The sequence below is a fragment of the Paraburkholderia sp. SUR17 genome, assembly GCF_029536165.1.
Classification (GTDB): domain Bacteria; phylum Pseudomonadota; class Gammaproteobacteria; order Burkholderiales; family Burkholderiaceae; genus Paraburkholderia; species Paraburkholderia kururiensis.
In genome coordinates, this window is the sequence record NZ_CP120508.1 from 376,246 (window position 1) to 397,489 (window position 21,244).

Annotated in this window: 18 protein-coding genes; 9 read left to right on the top strand and 9 right to left on the bottom strand. The window is 66.3% G+C overall.

The window, feature by feature from the left end; translation table 11 throughout:
• Positions 1-8 precede the first annotated feature (8 nt).
• Complete coding sequence (locus P2869_RS01710) at positions 9-782, top strand: enoyl-CoA hydratase (RefSeq protein ID WP_277597280.1); 774 nt, start codon at positions 9-11, stop codon at positions 780-782.
• Between the two features lie 95 nt (positions 783-877).
• On the opposite strand, the gene fdhD is transcribed toward P2869_RS01710, so the two are convergent.
• Positions 878-1,702 carry a formate dehydrogenase accessory sulfurtransferase FdhD gene (gene fdhD / locus P2869_RS01715; protein ID WP_277597281.1) on the bottom strand — a complete coding sequence of 275 codons (825 nt, stop codon included), beginning with the start codon at positions 1,700-1,702 and terminating at the stop codon, positions 878-880.
• Positions 1,703-1,852: 150 nt separating this feature from the next.
• On the opposite strand from fdhD, the gene P2869_RS01720 reads away from it, so the two are divergent.
• Together P2869_RS01720 and P2869_RS01725 are read left to right on the top strand one after the other, a co-directional pair.
• Positions 1,853-2,335, top strand: a complete 483-nt coding sequence (locus P2869_RS01720; protein ID WP_126877632.1) for a nitrate reductase associated protein — start codon at positions 1,853-1,855, stop codon at positions 2,333-2,335.
• A 147-nt stretch (positions 2,336-2,482) separates the two neighbouring features.
• On the top strand, positions 2,483-5,599 hold the full coding sequence (locus tag P2869_RS01725) for an EAL domain-containing protein (protein WP_277597282.1): 3,117 nt from the start codon (positions 2,483-2,485) through the stop codon (positions 5,597-5,599).
• A gap of 37 nt (positions 5,600-5,636) precedes the next feature.
• Here the strand turns inward: P2869_RS01725 and P2869_RS01730 are convergent, their stop codons facing one another.
• Positions 5,637-6,032: an acyl-CoA thioesterase gene (locus tag P2869_RS01730; RefSeq protein WP_017772706.1), complete on the bottom strand. Its 396-nt coding sequence runs from the start codon at positions 6,030-6,032 to the stop codon at positions 5,637-5,639.
• A 178-nt stretch (positions 6,033-6,210) separates the two neighbouring features.
• Here P2869_RS01730 and P2869_RS01735 point away from each other — a divergent pair, with 178 nt between their 5' ends.
• Positions 6,211-8,145, top strand: coding sequence for an ABC transporter ATP-binding protein/permease (locus P2869_RS01735; RefSeq protein WP_277597283.1), 1,935 nt, complete (start codon positions 6,211-6,213; stop codon positions 8,143-8,145).
• Here the strand turns inward: P2869_RS01735 and murU are convergent.
• Both murU and P2869_RS01745 read right to left on the bottom strand, forming a co-directional pair.
• Entirely contained in the window at positions 8,129-8,860 is a 732-nt protein-coding gene (murU, locus tag P2869_RS01740) for an N-acetylmuramate alpha-1-phosphate uridylyltransferase MurU (RefSeq protein ID WP_277597284.1), read from the bottom strand. The two genes, P2869_RS01735 and murU, sit on opposite strands and share 17 nt — an antisense overlap.
• Before the next feature lie 16 nt (positions 8,861-8,876).
• Positions 8,877-9,968 (bottom strand): phosphotransferase, encoded by a 1,092-nt coding sequence (locus P2869_RS01745; RefSeq protein WP_277597285.1) that lies wholly within the window; start codon positions 9,966-9,968, stop codon positions 8,877-8,879.
• A gap of 259 nt (positions 9,969-10,227) precedes the next feature.
• On the opposite strand from P2869_RS01745, the gene P2869_RS01750 reads away from it, so the two are divergent.
• The 4 genes from P2869_RS01750 (at position 10,228) to rsmA (ending at position 16,024) form a co-directional block, all read left to right on the top strand.
• Positions 10,228-12,600: an LPS-assembly protein LptD gene (locus P2869_RS01750; RefSeq protein ID WP_277597286.1), complete on the top strand. Its 2,373-nt coding sequence runs from the start codon at positions 10,228-10,230 to the stop codon at positions 12,598-12,600.
• 105 nt (positions 12,601-12,705) lie between these two features.
• Positions 12,706-14,064, top strand: a complete 1,359-nt coding sequence (locus P2869_RS01755; protein ID WP_277597287.1) for a peptidylprolyl isomerase — start codon at positions 12,706-12,708, stop codon at positions 14,062-14,064.
• 29 nt (positions 14,065-14,093) lie between these two features.
• Positions 14,094-15,119 (top strand): 4-hydroxythreonine-4-phosphate dehydrogenase PdxA, encoded by a 1,026-nt coding sequence (gene pdxA, locus P2869_RS01760; protein ID WP_277597288.1) that lies wholly within the window; start codon positions 14,094-14,096, stop codon positions 15,117-15,119.
• A 59-nt stretch (positions 15,120-15,178) separates the two neighbouring features.
• The gene (gene rsmA, locus P2869_RS01765) at positions 15,179-16,024 is read left to right on the top strand and encodes a 16S rRNA (adenine(1518)-N(6)/adenine(1519)-N(6))-dimethyltransferase RsmA (protein WP_277597289.1); all 846 of its coding nucleotides are present in this window, start codon (positions 15,179-15,181) and stop codon (positions 16,022-16,024) included.
• Here rsmA and P2869_RS01770 read toward each other — a convergent pair.
• The 4 genes from P2869_RS01770 to P2869_RS01785 form a co-directional block, all read right to left on the bottom strand.
• Positions 15,993-16,952 carry a DMT family transporter gene (locus P2869_RS01770; protein ID WP_277597290.1) on the bottom strand — a complete coding sequence of 320 codons (960 nt, stop codon included), beginning with the start codon at positions 16,950-16,952 and terminating at the stop codon, positions 15,993-15,995. The two genes, rsmA and P2869_RS01770, sit on opposite strands and share 32 nt — an antisense overlap.
• A 155-nt stretch (positions 16,953-17,107) precedes the next feature.
• Entirely contained in the window at positions 17,108-17,545 is a 438-nt protein-coding gene (locus P2869_RS01775) for a MarR family winged helix-turn-helix transcriptional regulator (RefSeq protein WP_017772715.1), read from the bottom strand.
• Entirely contained in the window at positions 17,542-18,498 is a 957-nt protein-coding gene (panE, locus tag P2869_RS01780) for a 2-dehydropantoate 2-reductase (RefSeq protein ID WP_277597291.1), read from the bottom strand. Before panE ends, P2869_RS01775 begins: the two co-directional genes overlap by 4 nt.
• A gap of 128 nt (positions 18,499-18,626) precedes the next feature.
• The gene (locus P2869_RS01785; protein ID WP_277597292.1) at positions 18,627-19,637 is read right to left on the bottom strand and encodes a LysR family transcriptional regulator; all 1,011 of its coding nucleotides are present in this window, start codon (positions 19,635-19,637) and stop codon (positions 18,627-18,629) included.
• Positions 19,638-19,851: 214 nt separating this feature from the next.
• Here P2869_RS01785 and gloA point away from each other — a divergent pair, with 214 nt between their 5' ends.
• Positions 19,852-20,238, top strand: coding sequence for a lactoylglutathione lyase (gene gloA / locus P2869_RS01790; protein WP_017772718.1), 387 nt, complete (start codon positions 19,852-19,854; stop codon positions 20,236-20,238).
• Between the two features lies 1 nt (position 20,239).
• Here gloA and P2869_RS01795 read toward each other — a convergent pair whose 3' ends face one another.
• Positions 20,240-21,172, bottom strand: coding sequence for a SprT family zinc-dependent metalloprotease (locus P2869_RS01795; RefSeq protein ID WP_017772719.1), 933 nt, complete (start codon positions 21,170-21,172; stop codon positions 20,240-20,242).
• Between the last annotated feature and the right edge of the window lie 72 nt (positions 21,173-21,244).

A 21,244-nucleotide genomic window follows, 5' to 3' on the forward strand; every position in this document is an offset into this window, starting at 1 on the left:
ATCCGCGAATGACCCCCGACATCCTGACCAGCCAGACCGACGACGGCGTGCTCGCCATCACCTTCAACCGGCCGGCGCGCAAGAACGCGATTACGGCCGCGATGTACCAGGCGATGGCCGACGCGCTCGTTGCCGCACAGCACGACAAGGCCGTGCGCGCCGTGCTGTTTCGCGGCAGCGAGGGCACGTTCTGCGCCGGCAACGACCTCGAAGACTTCATGAAGGCGCCGCCTGCGGGCGAGGACGCGCCGGTGTTCCAGTTCCTGCGCGCCATCAGCACAGCAGAGAAACCCGTGGTCGCGGCGGTGGCGGGCGCGGCCGTGGGCATCGGCACGACGCTGCTGCTGCATTGCGACCTCGTCTACGCCGCCGACACGGCGAAGTTTTCGCTGCCGTTCGCGCAACTCGGGCTGTGCCCGGAGGCGGCATCGTCGCTGCTATTGCCGCGCATAGCGGGCTATCCGCTCGCGGCCGAAAAGCTGCTGCTAGGCGATGCGTTCGACGCCCACGAGGCGCTGCGCATGGGCTTCGTGAATCGTGTGCTGCCTGCCGGGGAGGTGGAGGCGTTTGCGCTCGCTCAGGCGAGCAAGCTGGCGGCGCTGCCGGCGTCGTCGCTGCGTGTGACCAAGGCGCTGATGAAGGGCGCGGCGCAGCACGAGGTCCATACGCGCATGACGGAAGAGGCCGTGCACTTCGGCAAGATGCTGCTCGCGCCTGAAGCGCGGGAGGCGTTCAAGGCGTTTTTTGAGAAGCGGAAGCCGGATTTCAGGCAGTTCGATTGAGCGCGGGCGACGAGGCAAAAGGACGGCGCGTTATGCGCCGTTTTTTGTCCACACACCTTGCGTACACAACGCAGGTAACGCGTAGTAGCCCGCTCTCACGCCGTCCCATACTCCACATACCCGGACTCCCGGCAAAAACTCACGAGCCGCAAGCCCGCTTTCTTCGCGATGGCAATGGCCAGCGACGACGGCGCCGAAATAGTCGCCACCAGCGGCACGCCCACGCGCGCGGCCTTGCGCACGAGTTCGTAGCTGGCGCGGCTGGAGAGAAACACGAAACCGTCCGTGGTGTCGGCGCGTTCCAGCACGAGCTGGCCGATCAGCTTGTCGAGCGCATTGTGACGGCCCACGTCTTCGAAAGCGTGCAGAATCTCGCCCCGCGCGTTGCACCACGCCGCCGCGTGCAGTCCCCCTGTGAGCTTCGTGAGCGCCTGGTGCGCGGGCAGGTCGTGCGCGGCGCGGGCGAGCGCGTCGGGCGCGAGCCGCGCGAGAAATCCTGTATCCGGCACGCGCTCCGGTTGCAGATCGAGCAGATCGATGCTTTCGATGCCGCACACGCCGCAGCCCGTGCGGCCCGCAAGCGCGCGGCGCTTTTCCTTCAATCCCGCGAACGCCTGCTGCACGATCGTGAGTTGCACTTCGGCGTAAGGCAACTCGCCGTCTTCGCGAAATGCGACCTCGATGTCCTGAATGTCGGCGTTGCGGTCCACGATGCCTTCCGAAATGGCGAAGCCGACCGCGAAGGCCTCCAGGTCGCGCGGCGTGCACATCATCACCGCATGCGAGATGCCGTTGAACACGAGCGCTACGGGCCATTCCTGGCCGACGTGATCGACGAGCGTTTCGGCGCCGCCGCCGCGGTGGCGCGTGACGGGCAATTCGATGGCGCCGGGCTGGCCGGCGGTCTCCAGTGGGTTCAAGCGTGGACTCCTTGGCGCGCGGCCCGGACAAAACGCCCAGCCGGACGTGGGCTCGTGGGTCGCGCAGAAGGTTCTAAAATACCCCAAGCCGGCGCCCCGCGTGGCCGGCATCCGACAGAACCTGGCTGACAGAACCTGGGATATACCGCCATGGGACTCCACGAAGCGCCGCTGCTTTTCCAGTTCGAGGTCGCCTCTTCCGAGGACCTCACTTACATTCCGATGTCGGTCCGCTTCAACCTGGACCGCTTCGGCCTGCGTATCTCGCTCGCTCAATGGCAGATGCTGCCGTACGAGGACCGCAAGCTGCTCGCGCGCTTCCCGGTGGAGGAAGACGCACAGATCGAGCCGAATTTCGACCATGCGCTCTTCGAGATGCTGCGCACGCACGCCAACGTGGAGCCGGAATGGTTCACGCCCGACACCGCGCCGGCCTGGCGTGAAGCCGGCGCGGTGCCCGACGGCGTGCTGCACCAGGCGTCGCTCGCGAGCCTCCCCGCGCCAACCAGCGAGCAATGGGCGCAGCTGGCCCCATTCAAGCGCTACGTTCTTGCCAAGCTCTCGCGCAAGCCGGAAGGCAATCACGATTTCCTGCCCGCCATGCGCGAATTTGGTTTGGCCAAACCGGCCTGAACGGAATTTTTTTCTTTTCCCTCAAACTGTTCCGGACGCTGCCGTTATCCATAGGTTGAGGCGCATCGCGCGCCTGCCCGTCGCAGATATGTGGTGAATAAAGCCCCGCAGGCACCCCGACCGCAGGACGAACGACGCCCGGAACCCATGAACTCTTTCTTCTCGAAGCGGCTGCTGATCAACGTGGCGGTCGTGGCCGCCGCTGTCGGCGCGAACGCGTTCGTCGCATACACGCAGATACGCGGGCAGCGCGAGGCCGACGCCCGCACCTTGCGGGCCACGCACATCCGTCAGGATCTGGACACCTTTCGCGACACGCTCAACGACGAGCTGATGGCGCTCGGCCGCTACGAGACCGCGGGCGAGGGCGAAAGCGAGCCCGCGATGCGCGAGCGCACGGCAACGCTCGACCAGACCGTGGCGCGGCTGCGCACCGCCTTCGCCGACACGCCGGACATGGCGGCCGACTTCGACAACCTCGCCCTCGACGCTGATGCCTTCCAGCGTGATCTGCGCGTAGCGCTGGCGCGCACGGCGCGCCCCGGGCCGGCCGGCAGCGAAGACGCGCGTACGTGGGTGGCGCCGGTGTACATGCGGCTCGACGTGCAGATGGGCCGCTTCGAATCGCAGTTCTCGGCACTGCAGCAGAAGCAGCGCATCGCGCTCGAAAAGGTGATCGACGATTCCATCGCCGAAAACCGCCGGGCCGTGGTGCTGCTCGTCATTTCGATGCTCGCGGGCGGCACGCTGCTCATCTATACCTTCGGCGTGCGCGAGAACGCGGCGCGCGAAAAGCTGCGCATCGCGCGGGCACTGCGCAGCAGCGACGAACGCTTTCACGGCCTGTTCGAAGCGCATCCTGTGCCCATGTACATCTTCGACCGCGACACGCTGCGCTTTCTCGCCGTCAATCTGGCCGCGATCCAGCAGTACGGCTACAGCGAAACCGAGTTCCTCGCGATGTCGGTGCGCGCCATTCACACGCCCGAGGACGCGACGCGGCTCGAATCGCATCTCACGCGCAGCGACCCGTCTTCGCACGGCGGCCGCACCATGGCCGGCATCTGGCATCACGTGCGGCGCGACGGCTCGCACGTGAGCGCGGACATCTCGTACCACACGCTCACGTTCATGGGCCGCCACGCGGTGTTCGTGCTCGCCGACGACGTGACCGAGCAGATCGCTGCCGAAGCCGAAGCCCAGCGCTCCAACCAGATGCTGGAGACGGTGATCGACAGCATTCCGCAGCGCATTTTCTGGAAGGACCGCGAGTTCCGCTACCTGGGCTGCAACATGGCGTTCGCGCGCGACGCAGGGCTTGCGTACCCGGAACAGGTGATCGGCAAGACCGACTACGACCTGCCCTGGCGCCAGTTCGCCGACGCCGTGCGCGCGCACGACCGCGAGGTGATCGAGTCCGGCGTGCCCAAGCTCAACTTCGAAGTGGACCTCGTGATCGACGGCGTGCATCGCACCACCGTCACGAGCAAGCTGCCGTTCACGGCGGGCGACGGCAACGTGCTGGGCGTGCTCGGCTCCTACACCGACATCACGGAGCGCAAGCGCGCCGACCTCGCGCTGCGCCTGCAAAGCCGCGCGCTCGACGCGAGCGTGAACGCGATCATCATCACGGGCCCGGGGCCGGGCGGCCATCTGATCGAGTACGCGAACCCGGCCTTCGCGCGCATCACGGGCTACGATCCCGCCGAAGTGGTGGGACAGGACTGCCGGCTGCTGCAGCGCGACGACCGCGACCAGGAAGGGCTGCACGCCATCCGCCAGGCGCTCGCCGCCAACCGCGAGGTGAGCGCCGTGCTGCGTAACTATCGCAAGGACGGCGCGCTGTTCTGGAATCAGCTGTTCATTGCGCCGGTGCCCGACGCGGACGGGCGCACCACGCACCACGTCGGCATCGTGAACGACGTGACCGAGCTGATGCGCTACCAGGAACAGCTCGAATACCAGGCGAACTACGACGGCCTCACGCGGTTGCCCAACCGTAACCTGCTGCGCGACCGGCTTCAGCAGGCGCTCGTCGCGGCGCAGCGGCGCGACCGTGGGCTCGCTGTCGTGTTCATCGACCTCGATGGCTTCAAGAACGTGAACGACAGCCTCGGCCACAGCATCGGCGACCGGCTGCTCTCCGTCGTGGCCGAACGCCTGGCGCGCTGTGCGCGGGCAAGCGACACGGTGGCGCGCCACGGCGGCGACGAATTCGTGATCGTGATGACGGACACGGTGGACGAGCAGTCGCTGATCGCCTGGATGGAGCGCGCGCGGGCCGCGATTTCGGAGCCGGTCTGGCTGGACGGCAACGAGCTTTACGTGGGCTGCAGCATGGGCGCGAGCCTCTTCCCGCAAGACGGCGACGACGCCGAAACGCTGATGAAGAAGGCCGACCTCGCGATGTACCGCGCGAAGGACATGGGGCGCAACACCTTCCAGTTCTTCCAGCCGGAGATGAACGCGAGCGCGACCGCGCGGCTTTCGCTGGAGCGGCGCCTGCGGCGGGCGCTGCGCGACAACGAATTCCTGCTGCACTACCAGCCGCAGATCGACATCGACACCGGCCGCATCGTGGGCATGGAAGCGCTCGTGCGCTGGCAGGACCCCGAAGCGGGGCTCGTCTCGCCGTCGGCGTTCATTCCGGTTGCCGAGGAAAGCGGGCTCATCGGGCCGCTTTCCGAATGGGTGCTGCGCGAGGCGTGCCGCCAGAACAAGGCGTGGCAGGCGGCGGGGCTGCCGCCGGCGCGCGTGTCGGTGAATCTCTCGGCGCGCGTGTTCCAGCAGCGCAACATCACGCGGCTTGTCATGCAGGTGCTCGAAGAGACCGGGCTCGATCCGCAGTACCTGGAACTCGAACTCACCGAAAGCACCATCATGCGCAACGCCGAGGAAGCGGTGATCATGCTCAACGATCTGCACGCGCTCGGCATTGGCCTCGCCATCGACGACTTCGGCACCGGCTATTCGAGCTTGAGCTACCTCAAGCGCTTCCCAGTGGACCGCCTCAAGATCGACCGCTCGTTCGTGTCCGACATCGGCATTTCGGGCGACGACGAGACGATCACGTCCGCGATCATCGCGCTCGCGCACTCGCTGGAACTGCAGGTGATTGCGGAAGGTGTGGAGACGTCGGCGCAGCTCGACTTCCTGAAGGAACGAGCCTGCGACGAGATGCAGGGGTTCTTCTTTGCCCGCCCGATGCCGCGCGACGCTATCGCGAATCTGCTGCAGGGCGGGATGGAGTGCGCCGAGGCTTAGCGCGCAGGCCCCGGCGGCGCGTTTCTCCGGCGCGTGCTCAGTCCAGCGCGGGCAGGGCGCGCGGGCGGCGGTCGGAGTCGGTGGCGACGTAGGTGAGCGTGGCTTCGGTCACCTTCACGACATCTTGCGTGAGGCTCATGCGCTGCGCGTAAACCTCCACCGACACGGTGACCGACGTATTGCCCGTCTTCACGATGTCCGCGTAGAAGCTCAGCAGGTCGCCCACGAATACCGGCTGCTTGAAGATGAACGAGTTGACCGCGATGGTGGCGACCCGTCCGTTCGCGCGGCGGCTGGCCGGAATCGAGCCGGCAATGTCCACCTGCGCCATGATCCAGCCGCCGAACACGTCGCCGTGGACGTTCGCGTCCGAAGGCTGCGGCACCACGCGTAGTGCGGGCGGCTTCTGCGGAAGGTGGATGGACTCGGTCATGTGTTTATCCATGGAAAGGGCGCGTGTGGACGGATTCGTGTGTATGGAGGGAGGCGCGGCGGCCTGAAGCGGCGGCCGCGGCCTTCTGCGACAATACGGAAGATCAGAAATTGTACGGGAAAGTGCGCAGCGGCGAGGCGCGCAGAACCCGCCCGTCACGAACCCCACTCCAGAATCCATGCGTCGCCTTCCTCCTTCCGGCGAGCCTTCGCCGCTCGCAACCGGCCCGCGTAACGACTGGCAGACCATCGTTTCGCTGCTGCCCTACCTCGCGACCTACAAGTGGCGCGTGATCTTCGCGCTGACCTGCCTGATCGGCGCGAAGGTGGCGAACCTGGGCGTGCCGGTCGTGATGAAACGCATCGTCGACAGTCTTGCCTCCGTGCAGCAGCTCACGGCGCTCGGGCGCGCGGAGCATGCGCCGTCCATCGTGCTGGCGGGCGGCATCGGGCTGCTCGTGATCGCCTATGCGGTGGTGCGCCTCTCTACCTCGCTCTTCACCGAACTGCGCGAAATCCTGTTCTCGAAGGTCACCGAAAGCGCCGTGCGGCAACTCGCGCTCAAGGTGTTCCGGCATCTGCATGCGCTCTCGCTGCGCTTTCACCTGGACCGGCAGACGGGCGGCATGTCGCGCGATATCGAGCGCGGCACGCGCGGCATCACGCAACTCATTTCGTACTCCCTCTACAGCATCCTGCCGACGCTCGTCGAAGTCGGGCTCGTGCTGGGCTTTTTCGTGGTGCGCTACGAGGCCTACTACGCGATCGTCACGCTCGTGGCGCTCGTCGCGTACATCGTGTTCACGGTGAAGGTCACGGAATGGCGCACGCACTTCCGGCGCACGATGAACGAACTCGACTCGCGCGCGAACTCGCGTGCCATCGATTCGCTGCTGAACTACGAAACCGTGAAGTACTTCGGCAACGAGGAATGGGAAGCGCAACGCTACGACGAAAACCTCAAGCGCTATCGCGCGGCGGCCATCAAGTCGCAGAACTCGCTTTCGGCGCTGAACTTCGGGCAGCAGGCGATTATCGGCACCGGGCTCGTGTTCATTCTCTGGCGCGCGACGCAAGGCGTGATGGCGGGCCGCCTCACGCTGGGCGACCTCGTGCTCATCAACACGTTCATGTTGCAGCTCTACATCCCGCTCAATTTTCTGGGCGTGGTGTATCGCGAACTCAAGCAGAGCCTGACCGACATGGACCGCATGTTCTCGCTGATGGGCGTGATGCGCGAAGTGCCCGACGTGCCGAATGCGCCGCCGCTTGCAGTGCGCGGCGGCGAGGTGCGCTTCGATCACGTGAACTTTGCGTACGAGCCGTCGCGCCCCATCCTGCACGACGTGAGCTTCACGATTGCTGCGGGCACGACGACGGCGGTGGTGGGGCACAGCGGCTCGGGCAAATCGACGCTCGCACGGCTGCTGTTCCGCTTCTACGATCTGGACCGCGCAACCGGCGGCGCGATTGCCATCGACGGCCAGGACATCCGCGATGTGGCGCAGGACACGCTGCGCGCCGCGATCGGCATCGTGCCGCAGGACACGGTGCTCTTCAACGACACGATCTACTACAACATCGCGTACGGCAGACCCTCGGCGTCGCGCGACGACGTGATCGCGGCGGCGCGTGCGGCCCACATCCACGAGTTCATCGAAGGTCTGCCGAAGGGCTACGAGACCTCGGTGGGCGAGCGCGGGCTCAAGCTCTCGGGCGGCGAAAAGCAGCGCGTGGCGATTGCGCGCACGCTGCTCAAGAACCCGCCGATTCTCGTGTTCGACGAAGCCACTTCGGCGCTCGATTCGCGCTCGGAACGCGCGATCCAGCACGAGCTGGATCAGATCGCGCGCAATCGCACGACGCTGATCATCGCGCACCGGCTTTCTACGGTCGTGCACGCGCAGCAGATCATCGTGATGGACCACGGGCGCATCGTCGAGCAGGGCACGCACGCGGAGTTGCTGCGCGCGGGCGGCCTGTTTGCGCAGATGTGGGCGCTTCAGCAACAGCGCGCCGAGCAGGAAGCGCGGGATGGGGACGGCGCCGCTGAGGGTATCGAAACGCCGGATGCGTCCGCGTTGCCGCAGGCGGAGACTACTGGGCGCGCTTGAGTCGCGCGTCCAGATCGGCCAGTTGCGCGGGCGTGCCCACGTTTTCCCACACGCCTTCGTAAAGCTCGCCCGTCACGAGCCCGCGCGCAATCGATTCGCGGTAGTACGGTTTGAGCGCACAGCGCGTGCCACGCGGCAGTGCGTGGAACATGCGCGTGTCGTATAGGCCGATATTGCCGAACGTGTAGCGCGGCGCGCCTTCGAGCGAGAGCGTGCCGCAGACGTGATCGTCCAGCGCGAAATCGCCGGACGGATGAAACGGCGGGTTCGGCACCATGACGAGATGCATGCCGGGCGCGGGCTGCGCGGCGAGCCGTTCGGCGTGCCGCGCGAGGTGCGCGTAGTCGAAGTCGCTGTAGACGTCGCCGCTCACGGCCAGAAAGATTTCAGGCGTGCCGGCGTCTTCGAGCAGCGGCAGCGCCTGCGCGATGCCCCCCGCGGTTTCCAATGCCTCGCGCTCGGCCGAATAGCGCAGCGCGACACCCCAACGCGAGCCGTCACCGAGCCGCGCTTCGATCTGCGCACCCAGCCACGCATGATTGACGACGATGGTCGTAAAGCCGGCCTGCGCGAGCCTTTCGATCTGCCATTCGATCAGCGCCTTGCCGCCTGCGGGCAAGAGCGGCTTCGGGCAGGTGTCGGTGAGCGGGCGCATGCGTTCGCCGCGGCCGGCGGCGAAGATCATCGCCTTGCGGTTGAAGAGCGGTTGCGTCATGGGTAAGGGCGATCGGTCAGAACGTGTAGCCGACTTCGGCGCCGCGTCCTTCGAGCGAATCGAGCAGCTTCGCGAACGGCGCGAGCGGCGCGTAGCGCTGCGTCACCTTGCGCGCGTAGTTCACGAAGCGCGGCAGGTCGGCCAGGTAATGCGGCTTGCCGTCGCGATAGTTGATGCGGCAGAAAAGGCCCAGCACCTTGATGTGGCGCTGCAGGCCCATCCATTCGAGCTGGCGGTAGAACTCGCCGAAGTCCGCGTCGACGGGCAGGCCCGCCTTCTTCGCGCGCTCCCAGTACCAGGCGAAGCAGTCGAGTTCGAAGGCCTCGTCCCACGACAGGAATGCGTCACGCAGCAGCGAGACGACGTCGTAGGTGATCGGCCCGTACACCGCGTCCTGGAAGTCGAGCACGCCGGGGTTCGGCGTGGCGATCATCAGATTGCGCGGCATGAAGTCCCGCAGCATGAACACCTGAGGCTGCGAACACGCGCTCGCCACAAGCAGCGCGAAGGTGCGGTCCAGCACGCCGCGCGTCGCCTCGTCCACGGCGTGGCCCAAATGGCGGCCGATGTACCACTCGGGCATCAACTCCATCTCGCGGCGCAGGAACGCTTCGTCGAACGGCGGCAGTACGTCGGGACGCGAGGCGAGTTGCCAGCGGATCAGCGTGTCGAGCGCGTCGCGCATCAGTTCGCGCGGCGCGGGGCGGCTGGCTTCTGTCGGGGACGCCGTGCCATCGGGCGCCGCGCCCTTAAGTGCATTCAGATACGAATCGGTGCCCAGGTCGGTGACGAGCATGAAGCCCGCGTCGAAGTCCACTTCCAGCACGGTCGGTACGTGCACGCCGGCATCGGCCAGCAGGTGCGCCACCTGGGCGAACTCGCGGCATTTTTCGGGCGGCGGGGCGTCCACGGCAATCGCGGTTCCGCCAGGCTGGGTGCCGGCGGCAAGCCGGAAGTAGCGGCGAAAGCTGGCATCGGATGAAGCCGGCGCGAGGGTGGCCAGATCGAGCCCGTGGCGCGAGGCGAGGCCGCCAAGCCAGGCGGTGAGGAGATCGAGTCGAGGATCGGGGGCGCTGGAATGGCGGAGGGCGGCGGCGTCGAGCGTCATGAAAACCGGGCGAAAACGGGAGGGGACAACGTATTGCCATATAATACCCCACGACTTTTTTGACGCGACTCGCGCCAAAGCCCCGAACAAACGGTTCGCCCGCCCGCTTCATACCTTCATCGCCGTGCGATTGAGCGATTGCCCGATGAATTGTTAATGGTTGTGCACTCCAACTGTCACGGTTCGACGGTTCGATTGCGCGAGGCGGTTGATCGTGATCCGAAGGGCGCGCGGCCGGGCCGATCCGCCAAAACCTTACATGCCGCCCAGACAGTTTTTCCAGACGATCTCCTCCAGTGACGACTGCGTGCCGGGCAAAAGGCGGCTCATCGCGGCGCTCGTGGCCGTGCCGGGTTTCGTGCCCGTGTTCGCGCACGCCCAGCTCGCCGGGGACGCCGCGCAGCCGCAGCCGCTCGACGGCCCGTGGAGCCTGCGTCTCGCGCCCCAGCTCGAAGAGCATCCGGTGGCATCCGGCCAGCGTCCGGCCACCTTCGTGCTGGGCGACAGCACGACGGGCACGGCCAATCAGGACATCGCCGCGAAGGGTTCGGCCGAAGTGCGTCACAACACGGCCATCGTCAAGGCCGACGCGCTCCACTACGACGAAGATACCGACATGGCCGACGCTTACGGCCACGTCCGCATCACCCAGAACGGCAACACGTTCGTCGGCCCCGAGGCGCACCTCAAGGTGGAGTCGAGCGAAGGCTTCATGACCGCGCCGAAGTACCACTTCACGTTGACGGGCGGCTCGGGCAGCGCGGAACGCGTGGAGCTGATCGACAACGAGCGATCGGTGTTCACGAAGGGTACGTACACGGCGTGCCGCTGCGAGTCGGACCCGGCCTGGTACATCAAGGGCACCGAATTCGACTTCGATACCGGCGCCGACGAAGGCGTAGCCCACAACGGCGTGCTGTTCTTCCAGGGCGTGCCCATCTTTGCGAGCCCGTGGCTGTCGTTCCCGCTTTCCGGCGACCGGCGCAGCGGCCTGTTGCCGCCCACGTTCTCACTCAGCTCGAACAACGGTTTCGAGCTTTCGGTGCCGTACTACTTCAACATCGCGCCGAACCGCGATGCCACGATCACCCCGCGCATCATCTCGAAGCGCGGCGTGCTCACGCAGGTCAACTATCGTTATCTGTCGCCCAACTATACCGGCCAGATCACGGGCGAGTTCCTGCCGAACGACGCGATCACGAAGACCAACCGCTACGCGCTGTACATCCAGCACAACCAGAACTTCGGCGGCGGGTTTGGCGGGTACGTGTACTACAACAAGGTCTCGGACAACACGTATCCGGAAGACCTGTCGTCCACGTCCACGCAGTTCATCAACGGGCTGCAGACCACGTATCAGCAGGAAGCGGGGCTCACGTACAACAACGGGCCGTGGTCGGTGCTCGCGCGCTGGCAGCACTGGCAGACGCTCGCGCCTTCGGCGCCGCCGTACGGCCGCGAGCCCGAGCTCAACGTGAAGTACGCGAAGTACAACGTGGGCGGCTTCGACTTCGGTGCGGAAGCCGACTACTCGCGCTTTCGCATCACGACGCAGGATGCGACCCAGGGCGACCGTATCGTCTTCAACCCGTACGTGTCGTACTCGGTCGTGGGGCCTGGGTACTTCGTCACGCCGAAGGTGCAGTGGCACTTTGCGTCGTACAACCTGAGCAATATCGGTACGGGTTCGCCCGTGGGACAGCCGAAGGACTTCACCGAGCAGGTGCCTACGTTCAGCTTCGACAGTGGGCTGATCTTCGACCGCTCGGTGCGCGTGTTCGGCGAGGATTACATCCAGACGCTGGAGCCGCGGCTCTATTACGTCTACACGCCGTACCACAACCAGAATTTCGCGCCGCTCTTCGACACCGCCGAATCGGACTTCGGGCTCGCGGAAATCTTTACGCCGAACACGTTCGTCGGCAACGACCGCATCGCCGACGCGAACCGCATTACCGCTGCGCTCACCACGCGCTTCCTCAACCCGGCCACGGGCGACGAGCGCGCGCGCTTCGTGATCGCGCAGCAGTACTACTTCCGCGACCAGCGCGTCACGTTGCTGCCGGGGCAGACCACGTCGGAAGCCACGACGCATTCGGACCTGATTCTCGGCGCGGCGCTCAAGCTGGGGGCCGGTTTCGCTTCGGAAACGGCGTTCCAATATAATGCCGACAACAATCAGCTGACGAAGGCGAGCGTGGGTTTCGGCTTCAGTCCGGGCACCTCGCGTGTCGTGAACGTCGCCTATCGCTACACGCGCCAGAACACGACGCTCACCAACGAGCCGATCAACCAGATTCTGATTTCGGGGCAATGGCCGCTCTCGCACCGTGTGTACGGTGTGGCCCGCTTCAATTACGACCTGGGCGGGCACCGGATCGTGGACGGCCTCGTCGGCATGCAGTACGACGCGGACTGCTGGGTACTCGGCGTGGGTATCCAGCGCTACGCGAACGGCGTGAACACCACGGGCAGCCAGACCACCGGCACGCGCTTTCTGGCGCAGCTCACGCTCAAGGGGCTGTCGAACGTCGACAACGGCCTCGTTGCAGCGTTCCGCGCGGGCGTGGCCGGTTACACGCCGCTGCCGCCGGCTCCGCCGCCCGATTCACGTTTCACCAACTACGAATGACACATGACTGCGGCGCAGCAGGCACGACAATGCGTGGGCAATGCGTCATCGAACGCGAGTAGACGGGCGAAGCGGCCCGCCATCTTTGGAGTATCTGTGGGAATCATGAAAAAGCTTCGCCTCGCAGCATGGGCTGCAACTTTCGCCGCTGCGGCGTATTTCCTGCCGGCCGCGCCGGCGAGTGCCCAGGCACTGAGCGCCGCGAGCAGCGGCCAGGTGGCCGATACGATTGCGGCAGTGGTCAACGACGGGGTCATCACGCAGCGCGAGCTCGACGAACGGGCGGGTCTCGTCGCGCGGCGTCTCACGCAGCAGGGCGCGCCCGTGCCGCCCACGGACCAGCTGCGCCTCCAGGTGCTCAACCAGATGGTGCTCGAACGCATCCAGCTGCAGAAGGCAAAGGAAGACGGCATCGTGATCGACGACGTCACCGTGCAGCGCACGCTCGCACGCCTCGCCCAGGCCAACAACATGGATCTCGCGACCTACCGCGCGCGGATCGAGGCCGAAGGCGTGAACTGGAGCACGTTCACGAACGACGCCCGCACCGAACTCACGCTCTCGAAGCTGCGCGAGAAGGAAGTGGACAGCAAGATCACCGTTTCGGACGGCGAAGTCGCGAACTACATCGCGAGCCAGCGCGGGCCGAACGCCGGTCTCACGAGCGATCTGCGCTTCGAGCACATCCTGCTCAAGGCACCGCAGAACGCGCCGCAAACCGAGATCGAAGCCGCGCAGCAGAAGGCACAGGCGCTGCTGCAACAGGCGCTGGGCGGCGCCAGTTTCGAAAAGCTCGCGAAGTCCGATTCGCAGGCAAGCGATGCCGGCAAGGGCGGCGACATGGGCTTTCAGCCCACCTCGAAGCTGCCGGCCGAATTCGTGACGGCGGCTTCCACGCTGCGTCCGGGCCAGGTGAATCCGTCGGTGATCCGCACGGGTGACGGTTTCGAAATCGTGCGCCTGATGGAGCGCCGCTCGGGCCAGGGCGCGCCTTCGGCGGACGCCTCGCATCTCACGCAGACCCACGTGCGCCACATCCTGCTGCGCGTGGGCGACGGCATGTCGGAACCGCAGGCGCGCCAGAAGCTGCTCGATATTCGCCGTGAAGTGCTGGCGGGCGGCGATTTCGCCAAGTTCGCGCGCACCTACTCGCAAGACGGCTCTTCTTCGCAGGGCGGCGATCTGGGCTGGATCAGCCCGGGCGAGACGGTGCCTGAATTCGAGCGCGCCATGAATTCGCTGCAGGATGGCCAGGTGAGCGAGCCGGTGCGCACGGAGTACGGCTACCACCTGATCCAGGTGCTGGGCCGCCGTGAAGCGCAGGGCTCGGTTGCGCAGCAGATCGACCTCGCGCGCCAGGCCATCGGCCAGCGCAAGGCGGAGCAGGCCTACGCCGACTGGCTGCGCCAGTTGCGCGACAGCGCCTACGTGGACTACAAGGTCGGCACGCCGTCCCTACAATAGACGGTCACTTCCGTCGTCCACTCCACGCCATGACCGCCGCCTCCACTTCCTCGCCTACAGCCGGCGCTGCGCAAGCGCCGCTGCAAATCGCCATCACGACCGGCGAGCCTGCCGGCGTCGGCCCCGAGCTGACGGCGGCGGCACTCGCGGGCGCGGCGGCGCACTGGCCGGACGCACAGTTCGTGGTGATCGGCGACGCGCAGTTGCTGGCGCAGCGCGCGAGAGCCGTGGGCGTGGACTGGGCGTCGCTCGTGGCGAGCGGGCGGGTTCGCGTGCAGCACGTGCCGCTCGTGGCGCCGTCCGAGGCGGGCAAGCTCGATGCCGCCAACGGCCGCTACGTGCTGACGCTGCTCGATACCGCGATCGACGGCGCGATGGCCGGCACGTTCGACGCCATCGTCACGGCGCCGCTGCAAAAAAGCACGATCAACGACGCCGGTGTGCCATTCACCGGCCACACCGAATATCTCGCCGAGCGCACTCACACGCCGCGCGTGGTCATGATGCTCGCGGGCACGGGCCAGCGGCCGCTGCGCGTGGCGCTCGCCACCACGCATCTGCCGCTCAAGGACGTCTCCGCCGCGCTCACCGTCGAAGGTCTGGTCGAGACGCTGCGTATCGTCAACAGCGACTTGCGCCGTCATTTCGGCGTGCCGCTGCCGCGCATTCTCGTGACGGGACTCAACCCGCACGCGGGCGAGAACGGCTACCTAGGGCGCGAGGAAATCGATGTGATCTCCCCGGCGCTGAATGCCGCGTGCGCCGAGGGTATCGACGCCCGCGGTCCGTACCCTGCCGACACGCTGTTCCAGCCGCGTTACCTGAAGGACGCCGACTGCGTGCTCGCCATGTTCCACGACCAGGGCTTGCCGGTGCTCAAGTACGCGACCTTCGGCGAGGGCATCAACGTCACGCTCGGCTTGCCGATCGTGCGGACCTCCGTCGATCACGGCACCGCACTCGATCTGGCCAGCACGGGCCGCGCGGACGCGGGCAGCATGATCGCCGCGGTGGACGCCGCCGTTTCCATGGCGCGGCACCGTCGCGCGGCCTGATATCTGATACGTAACGGGTAACGGCGCTTCGCTTTCACTCTTTTCCGGTTTCTCCATCGATGTCCACCAGCCGACAGCACCAGGGCCATTTCGCGCGCAAGCGTTTCGGGCAGAACTTTCTGGTCGACATGGGCGTGATTGACGCCATCGTCCGATTGATTCGCCCGCAACGCGGCGAGCGCATGGTGGAAATTGGGCCGGGGCTGGGCGCGCTCACGGAGCCGCTCGTCGAGTGCGTGGCCACGCCGGAGCAGCCGCTGCATGCGGTCGAACTGGACCGCGATCTGATCGACCGCCTGAAAAAGAAGTTCGGCGAGCGGCTCGCGCTGCATGCGGGCGACGCGCTCGAATTCGACTTCGGCTCGCTTGCCGCGCCGGGCGACAAGCCGACGCTGCGCATCGTCGGCAACCTGCCGTACAACATTTCGAGTCCGCTGCTGTTTCACCTCACCACGTTCGCGCATTGCGTGATCGACCAGCACTTCATGCTGCAGAACGAGGTGGTGGAGCGGATGGTCGCGCAGCCCGGCAGCAAGGCGTTTAGCCGGCTCAGCGTGATGCTGCAGTACCGCTACGCGATCGAAAAGATGCTGGACGTGCCGCCCGAGTCTTTCCAGCCGCCGCCGAAGGTGGATTCCGCGATCGTGCGCATGATTCCGTACGCGCCGCACGAACTGCCGGACGTCGATGAACGCGTGCTGGGCGAAGTGGTGACCGCCGCGTTCTCGCAGCGGCGCAAGATGCTGCGCAACACGCTGGGCGCATTCCGCGACCGCGTGGATTTCGACGCGCTGGGGTTCGATCTTGCGCGTCGCGCCGAAGACGTGCCGGTGGAGGAATACGTGCGCGTTGCGCAGGCAGTGAGCGGCGCGGCTAGGACGCCTCGCGGCGAGCCGGCGCGTTGACCAGCGCGATGCCCGCGAGCACCATGGCCGCGGCTACGAGAAAGCGTGAACTGAACGATTCGCCGAGCAGCAGCACGCCGAAGGTCACGCCGAAAAGCGGCGTGAGAAACGAGAAGACGGAAAGCCGCGACGCCATATAGCGCGTGAGCAGCCAGAACCAGAGCAGATAGCTCACGAAGGCCACGATCACCGCCTGATACGCGAGGCTCGCGAGCGTGAGCGGCGTGATCGATGCGATGGCCTCGAAGCGCGCCTGGCCGACGCCGGCCGCCAGTCCGAGCAACACCACTGCCGATACCGCGAGCTGATAGAAGAGCGTCTTGCTCGCGCTCGTATGCGCGAGCTTCGTTGCACGAACCACCACTGTCGTAGCGGCCCAGGCGATGCCGGCGAGCACGCCGAGCGCGTCCCCGGCCACGCCGGCCAGCATCGAATGCGTGCTGTCCGCGGCGCCGGCGGGCGCGTGGCGCGCGAAGCCGTCGGCGAAGGCGAGAGCCATGCCTGCGAATGCCACACCGATGCCCGTCCACTGCGTGCGGCGCAGCTTTTCACCCCCCACGAACCAATGCAGTCCGAGCGCCGTGAAGCACGGCGCCGTGTACAGAAACACGGCCATGCGCGAGGCGCTGGTGAGCGAGAGACCGACGAAGATGCAGACGAACTCCGTGGCAAACAGCACGCCCGCGAGCAGGCCTGCGCCGAGCGTGCCGTCGTCGCGAAAGAGCGGTGTGCCGCGCATGCGGGCCCAGCCCCACACGAGCAGCGTGGCGATGGCCGAGCGCAGCCCCGCCTGGAAAAGAGGCGGGAGCACCACATTCGTGCTCTTGATGGCGACCTGCTGAAAGCCCCAGATCGCGCACAGCACGATCATCAGTATCGTGGCGAAGCCGTCCAGCGGACGGCGGGCCGGCAGCGCGGCGGTGCTCATGCGTGATCGTTCCGGCAAGGAAAAGGAGCCTCACGATAGCAAAAAGGCCACGCTTGCAGGGACCATGACCCCACGCGTCGCATGTGCTTGCTGCGGTGCACCGCGTGGTTTCCGCGTACGGTCGCTGCTGCCTGTGCCCCTCGACCAGACGCCGCTTATCGATGCGCCATCGCCTGCGTGATGTCGAACAGTTCGCCGCGCAGCGCCTTGGCCCGCTCGCGTCCGAAATGTTGCTCGAACTCCGTCTGTGCCGCGCGCCACGCCACGCACGCTTTCTCGAATACGCGCGCGCCTTTCGCGGTGAGGGTGTAGACCAGCGCACGCGCGTCTTCGTCGGAAGGCTCCGCGGCCGCGAGGCCGTCGCGTTGCAGCGGCTTCAGCGCGCGCACGAGGGTCGTGCGGTCCATCACCATGGCCTCGGCGAGGGCGAGCATGGTGGAGCCCGGCTTGCGCGAGAGGCGCGCGAGAATCGCGAACTGCGCGGCCGAGAGCCCCGAGGGCGCCAGATGCCGCTCGTAGATCTGCGTGACGTAGCGCGAGGCCTGGCGCAGCGCGAAGCAGTTGCAGGCGTCGTAGGACGGAGCTTTGCTCATGATGCGGCTCCCGCCTGCGGTTGCGCCGCGCGGCGCACTTCGTAGGCTTTCAGATGGCTGTAAGCGAGCCGCAGTACGGAGAGCGCCGCGTCGTCTCGCTGGCGGTCGTCGCCGCGACGGATCAGGTCGCCGAGCACGTGGTCTGCTTCGATGCGCGAGCCAGCCTGAAGATCGCGCAGCATCGAGGCCGTGAGCGGCGAGCCGGCCGCAAACAGGATCGCGCGCATCCGCGCGTTGAATTCGGGCCGCACCGCGTAGCCGTTGTGGGCCGCAACGGCTGAGCACTCGGCAAGCAGATTCGCGATGGCACGCTCGCCGTCCGGCGTCGCCAGAATTTCGCCGACCGAGGCCCGGAAGAGGCACGTAATGCCAGCGAGCGTCGCGAGAAACACCCACTTTTCCCACAGCTCCTGGACGATGTTCGCGCTTGCGGTGACGTCGAAACCGGCGTTGCCCATCGCTTCGGCTACGGCCTGCGCGCGTTCGGATACGCCGCCCGCCAGCTCGCCGAACACGATGGCCTGCATGTCGTTGAGGTGCACGATTTCGCGTTCGGCGTTCAATGTGGCCGCGATCAGGCACAGGCCGCCCATCACCTTGGAGGCGCCGAAGCGGCGTTGCAGTTCGTCGACGTGCTGCATGCCGTTCAGGAGCGGCAGGATCACGGTGGAGGGGCCTACCGCGGCCTGGAACGAGTCGATGGCGTCTGCCAGATCGTAGGCTTTGCAGCTGAGCAGGATCAGGTCGAACGGCTCGCGCAGATCGCCCTTCACCACCGCCTTCACGTCGCGCAGCGTGAGATCGCCGTAGCGGCTGCGCACGACGAGGCCCGCGCGGCGCAGTTCTTCGGCGCGCTGCGGCCGCACGAGGAACGTGACGTCGCGCCCGGCATGCGCCATACGCGCCCCAAAATATCCGCCGACACCGCCGGCGCCCACGACCAGAATTCGCATGCTTCGAGTCTCCTTGCAGGTTGCTTGCGGAAATCCGCGTCGCCATGCATCAGGCACGATGCCAAAGCCGCACGGCGTATGAGTTGTGCATATGCATGCACATGCGTCCGTATGGTAGTGCAGCCTGCTCAGATCTGCTGCGCGGTGCTCGTGCGACTGCGCTTGCGGGGAGGCGTCAATGCCGGCGAGGCGGCAGGCGCAGGCGGCGCGGTGAAGAACGTGGTGGCGAAGTCCACGAAGGCTCGCACCTTCGCCGCCATGAGCCGGCGGTCGCGCCACGCAAGCTGTAGCTCGATCTCGCTGTCCACGAGTTCGAACTCGGGCAGGATTCGCACCAGCCGGCCGCTCGTGAGTTCGCGCTCGATCATCGAGCGCGGCAGTATGCCCAATCCCGCGCCGCCCAAAACCAGTTCCTTGTTGAACGCCGCACTGTTCGTCGAGATGTCGTATCGCAGCGGCACGACGATCTCGTGTTTCGCGTGGCTGTCATCAGCGGATGCATCTCTCGCATGAGACGCGCAGCTGCGAAAGCGCAGCTTCGGCTCGCGAATCGACGTGAGCATGGTGACGAAGTCGAGCGTCGCGAGGTCTTCGGGTGTCTTCGGCGCTTCGCGGCCTTTCATGTACTCGGCGGAAGCCGCGACCACGAGCGGAATGCGATTGATGACGCGCGTAATGGTCTGGTCGCTCGTCAGCATGTAGGGCAGCACGATGCCAAGGTCGTAGCCTTCCTCCACCAGATCCACGGGGCGCTCGGCCAGGGTGAGTTCGACCTGCACGTTCGGACAGGCCACGCGAAACCCGTTGATGAGCGCAGGCAATAGCTGCACGGCCGCGGTAGCGTGCGCGACGAGCCGCAGCACGCCCGAGGGGTCGCGGCTGTGCTGGCCTGCGTCGGCTTCCAGCGCATCGAGCTCGTTGATCACGCGCGAGCAGCCGGTGTAGAAATGTTCGGCTGCTTCGGTGAGGGCGATGTGCCGCGTGGTGCGGTGAAAGAGGCGCACGCCGAGCCGCTCTTCGAGGTCCGATATCGACCGCGAGACCGCCGGCGTCGACAGTCCCATTGCTTGCGCTGCGCGCGTGAAGCTTCTCGCGTCCACGACGGCGCAGAAGATTCGCAACGACTCAAGGTGATCCATACCGCCTCCTGATGCTTGCCCGCCGCACGGGATTGAATCATCGCAGAACCGCAGATTTCGCGCGCAAGACGCGGCAAGTGGCCGTAAGAACGCGTAATGCGCCGGGAGCCGCAGCGCGGCGCAAACTGGCGCATTCACGCGTGGAGCGCCGGCGGCAGGCCGTGCGCATTTTTGGTAACCTGCGCGTTTTCACGAAGGCAAAACGGAGTACGCGATGCGCTTGCTGCACACGATGATCCGGGTCGGCAATCTCGACCGCTCGATCAAGTTCTACACAGAGCTGCTCGGCATGAAACTGCTGCGCCGCGAAGATTATCCCGAAGGCAAATTCACGCTCGCGTTCGTCGGCTACACCGATGAACGCGACGGCACCGTCATCGAATTAACCCACAACTGGGACACCGGGTCGTACGATCTGGGCGGCGGCTTTGGCCACCTCGCCGTTGAAGTGGAAGACGCCTACGCCGCGTGCGAGAAGATCAAGGCGCAGGGTGGCACGGTGGTGCGCGAAGCGGGTCCGATGAAGCACGGCACGACCGTGATCGCGTTCGTCACGGACCCGGACGGCTACAAGATCGAGTTCATCCAGAAAAAGAAGTAACTCACATCACCGGCAGCAGCTCGGGCGGGTGCTGGCGCAGCGCCTCCCGCGCTTCGCGGAACTCGGGAAAGATCGACTCCACGGTCTGCCAGAAGCGCGGGCTGTGGTTCATCTCGCGCAGATGCGAGAGTTCGTGCGCGACGACGTAGTCGATGACCGAGAGCGGGAAGTGGATGAGCCGCCAGTTGAGGCGGATGCGTCCGTCGCTCGAGCAACTGCCCCAGCGCGTTGCCGCCGAAGAAAGCGCATACGCGCGGTACGTCACGCCCAGCTTGTCCGCATAGACTTCGAGCCGCTCGCCGAAGAGCCGCTTCGCCTCGTTCTGCAGCCAGCCCTGCACGCGGTCTTTGATCTGCTGCGGGTCCGCGTGCAGCGGCAGCGGCAGTGCGAGCGCTCTCGCCGCTTCATCGAATGCGAGCGTGCCGTGCGGCGCCGCGAGCGTCACGCTGACAGGCTTGCCGAGATAGGGCACCTCGGCGCCGTCTTTCCATTCCACCTGGGGCAGCGCACGCTGTTCCGTGCGGGTCTGCCATTCCGAGAGCTTCGCGAAAATCCAGCGTTCCTTGCCTGCGATAGCCGCTTCGATGTCCGCGAGTGTCACCCAGCGCGGCGCCGTGATGGTGAGCCCCGTGCCGTCGATCGTGAAGCCGATGGAGCGGCGCGAGGAGCGCTTGAGCCGGTAGTGCAGCGTCTTCGCCCCGAGCGTGAGCGCGCGCAGCTTCGTGCCGTCCGGCGCGCGCGGCGGTGTAGCCGGTGCTGGCGTCAACGGATCAAGGGCAGAGGCAGGCGACATTGGCGCGAGCGGCTTGACCGACGTGAGCGGCGCAAGCGACTGCGGCGTGAGCGGCACCTGAACCGGCTCGGGAAAGAGCGGCAGGTCGAGTTGCCGGCTGTCGAGCGCCGCGGCGTGCCGCGGCCTGGGAGGCTTGTGCATCGAATTCTGCTTGGGCGAAACGCTCGCGATTTGCGCGTCATGCGCGCCTCGCGGCGAGGCGCGAAGGCACAG

What these genes read in the sequence shown, in the direction of transcription:
- P2869_RS01725 (WP_277597282.1), top strand. Translation starts at nt 2,483, where the DNA reads ATGAACTCTTTCTTCTCGAAGCGGCTGCTGATCAACGTGGCGGTCGTG.
- panE (WP_277597291.1), bottom strand. Translation starts at nt 18,498, where the DNA reads ATGCGAATTCTGGTCGTGGGCGCCGGCGGTGTCGGCGGATATTTTGGG.
- P2869_RS01750 (WP_277597286.1), top strand. Translation starts at nt 10,228, where the DNA reads ATGCCGCCCAGACAGTTTTTCCAGACGATCTCCTCCAGTGACGACTGC.
- P2869_RS01785 (WP_277597292.1), bottom strand. Translation starts at nt 19,637, where the DNA reads ATGGATCACCTTGAGTCGTTGCGAATCTTCTGCGCCGTCGTGGACGCG.
- gloA (WP_017772718.1), top strand. Translation starts at nt 19,852, where the DNA reads ATGCGCTTGCTGCACACGATGATCCGGGTCGGCAATCTCGACCGCTCG.
- P2869_RS01775 (WP_017772715.1), bottom strand. Translation starts at nt 17,545, where the DNA reads ATGAGCAAAGCTCCGTCCTACGACGCCTGCAACTGCTTCGCGCTGCGC.
- P2869_RS01730 (WP_017772706.1), bottom strand. Translation starts at nt 6,032, where the DNA reads ATGACCGAGTCCATCCACCTTCCGCAGAAGCCGCCCGCACTACGCGTG.
- P2869_RS01745 (WP_277597285.1), bottom strand. Translation starts at nt 9,968, where the DNA reads ATGACGCTCGACGCCGCCGCCCTCCGCCATTCCAGCGCCCCCGATCCT.
- P2869_RS01735 (WP_277597283.1), top strand. Translation starts at nt 6,211, where the DNA reads ATGCGTCGCCTTCCTCCTTCCGGCGAGCCTTCGCCGCTCGCAACCGGC.
- P2869_RS01710 (WP_277597280.1), top strand. Translation starts at nt 9, where the DNA reads ATGACCCCCGACATCCTGACCAGCCAGACCGACGACGGCGTGCTCGCC.
- P2869_RS01770 (WP_277597290.1), bottom strand. Translation starts at nt 16,952, where the DNA reads ATGAGCACCGCCGCGCTGCCGGCCCGCCGTCCGCTGGACGGCTTCGCC.
- P2869_RS01720 (WP_126877632.1), top strand. Translation starts at nt 1,853, where the DNA reads ATGGGACTCCACGAAGCGCCGCTGCTTTTCCAGTTCGAGGTCGCCTCT.
- rsmA (WP_277597289.1), top strand. Translation starts at nt 15,179, where the DNA reads ATGTCCACCAGCCGACAGCACCAGGGCCATTTCGCGCGCAAGCGTTTC.
- P2869_RS01795 (WP_017772719.1), bottom strand. Translation starts at nt 21,172, where the DNA reads ATGCACAAGCCTCCCAGGCCGCGGCACGCCGCGGCGCTCGACAGCCGG.
- P2869_RS01755 (WP_277597287.1), top strand. Translation starts at nt 12,706, where the DNA reads ATGAAAAAGCTTCGCCTCGCAGCATGGGCTGCAACTTTCGCCGCTGCG.
- murU (WP_277597284.1), bottom strand. Translation starts at nt 8,860, where the DNA reads ATGACGCAACCGCTCTTCAACCGCAAGGCGATGATCTTCGCCGCCGGC.
- pdxA (WP_277597288.1), top strand. Translation starts at nt 14,094, where the DNA reads ATGACCGCCGCCTCCACTTCCTCGCCTACAGCCGGCGCTGCGCAAGCG.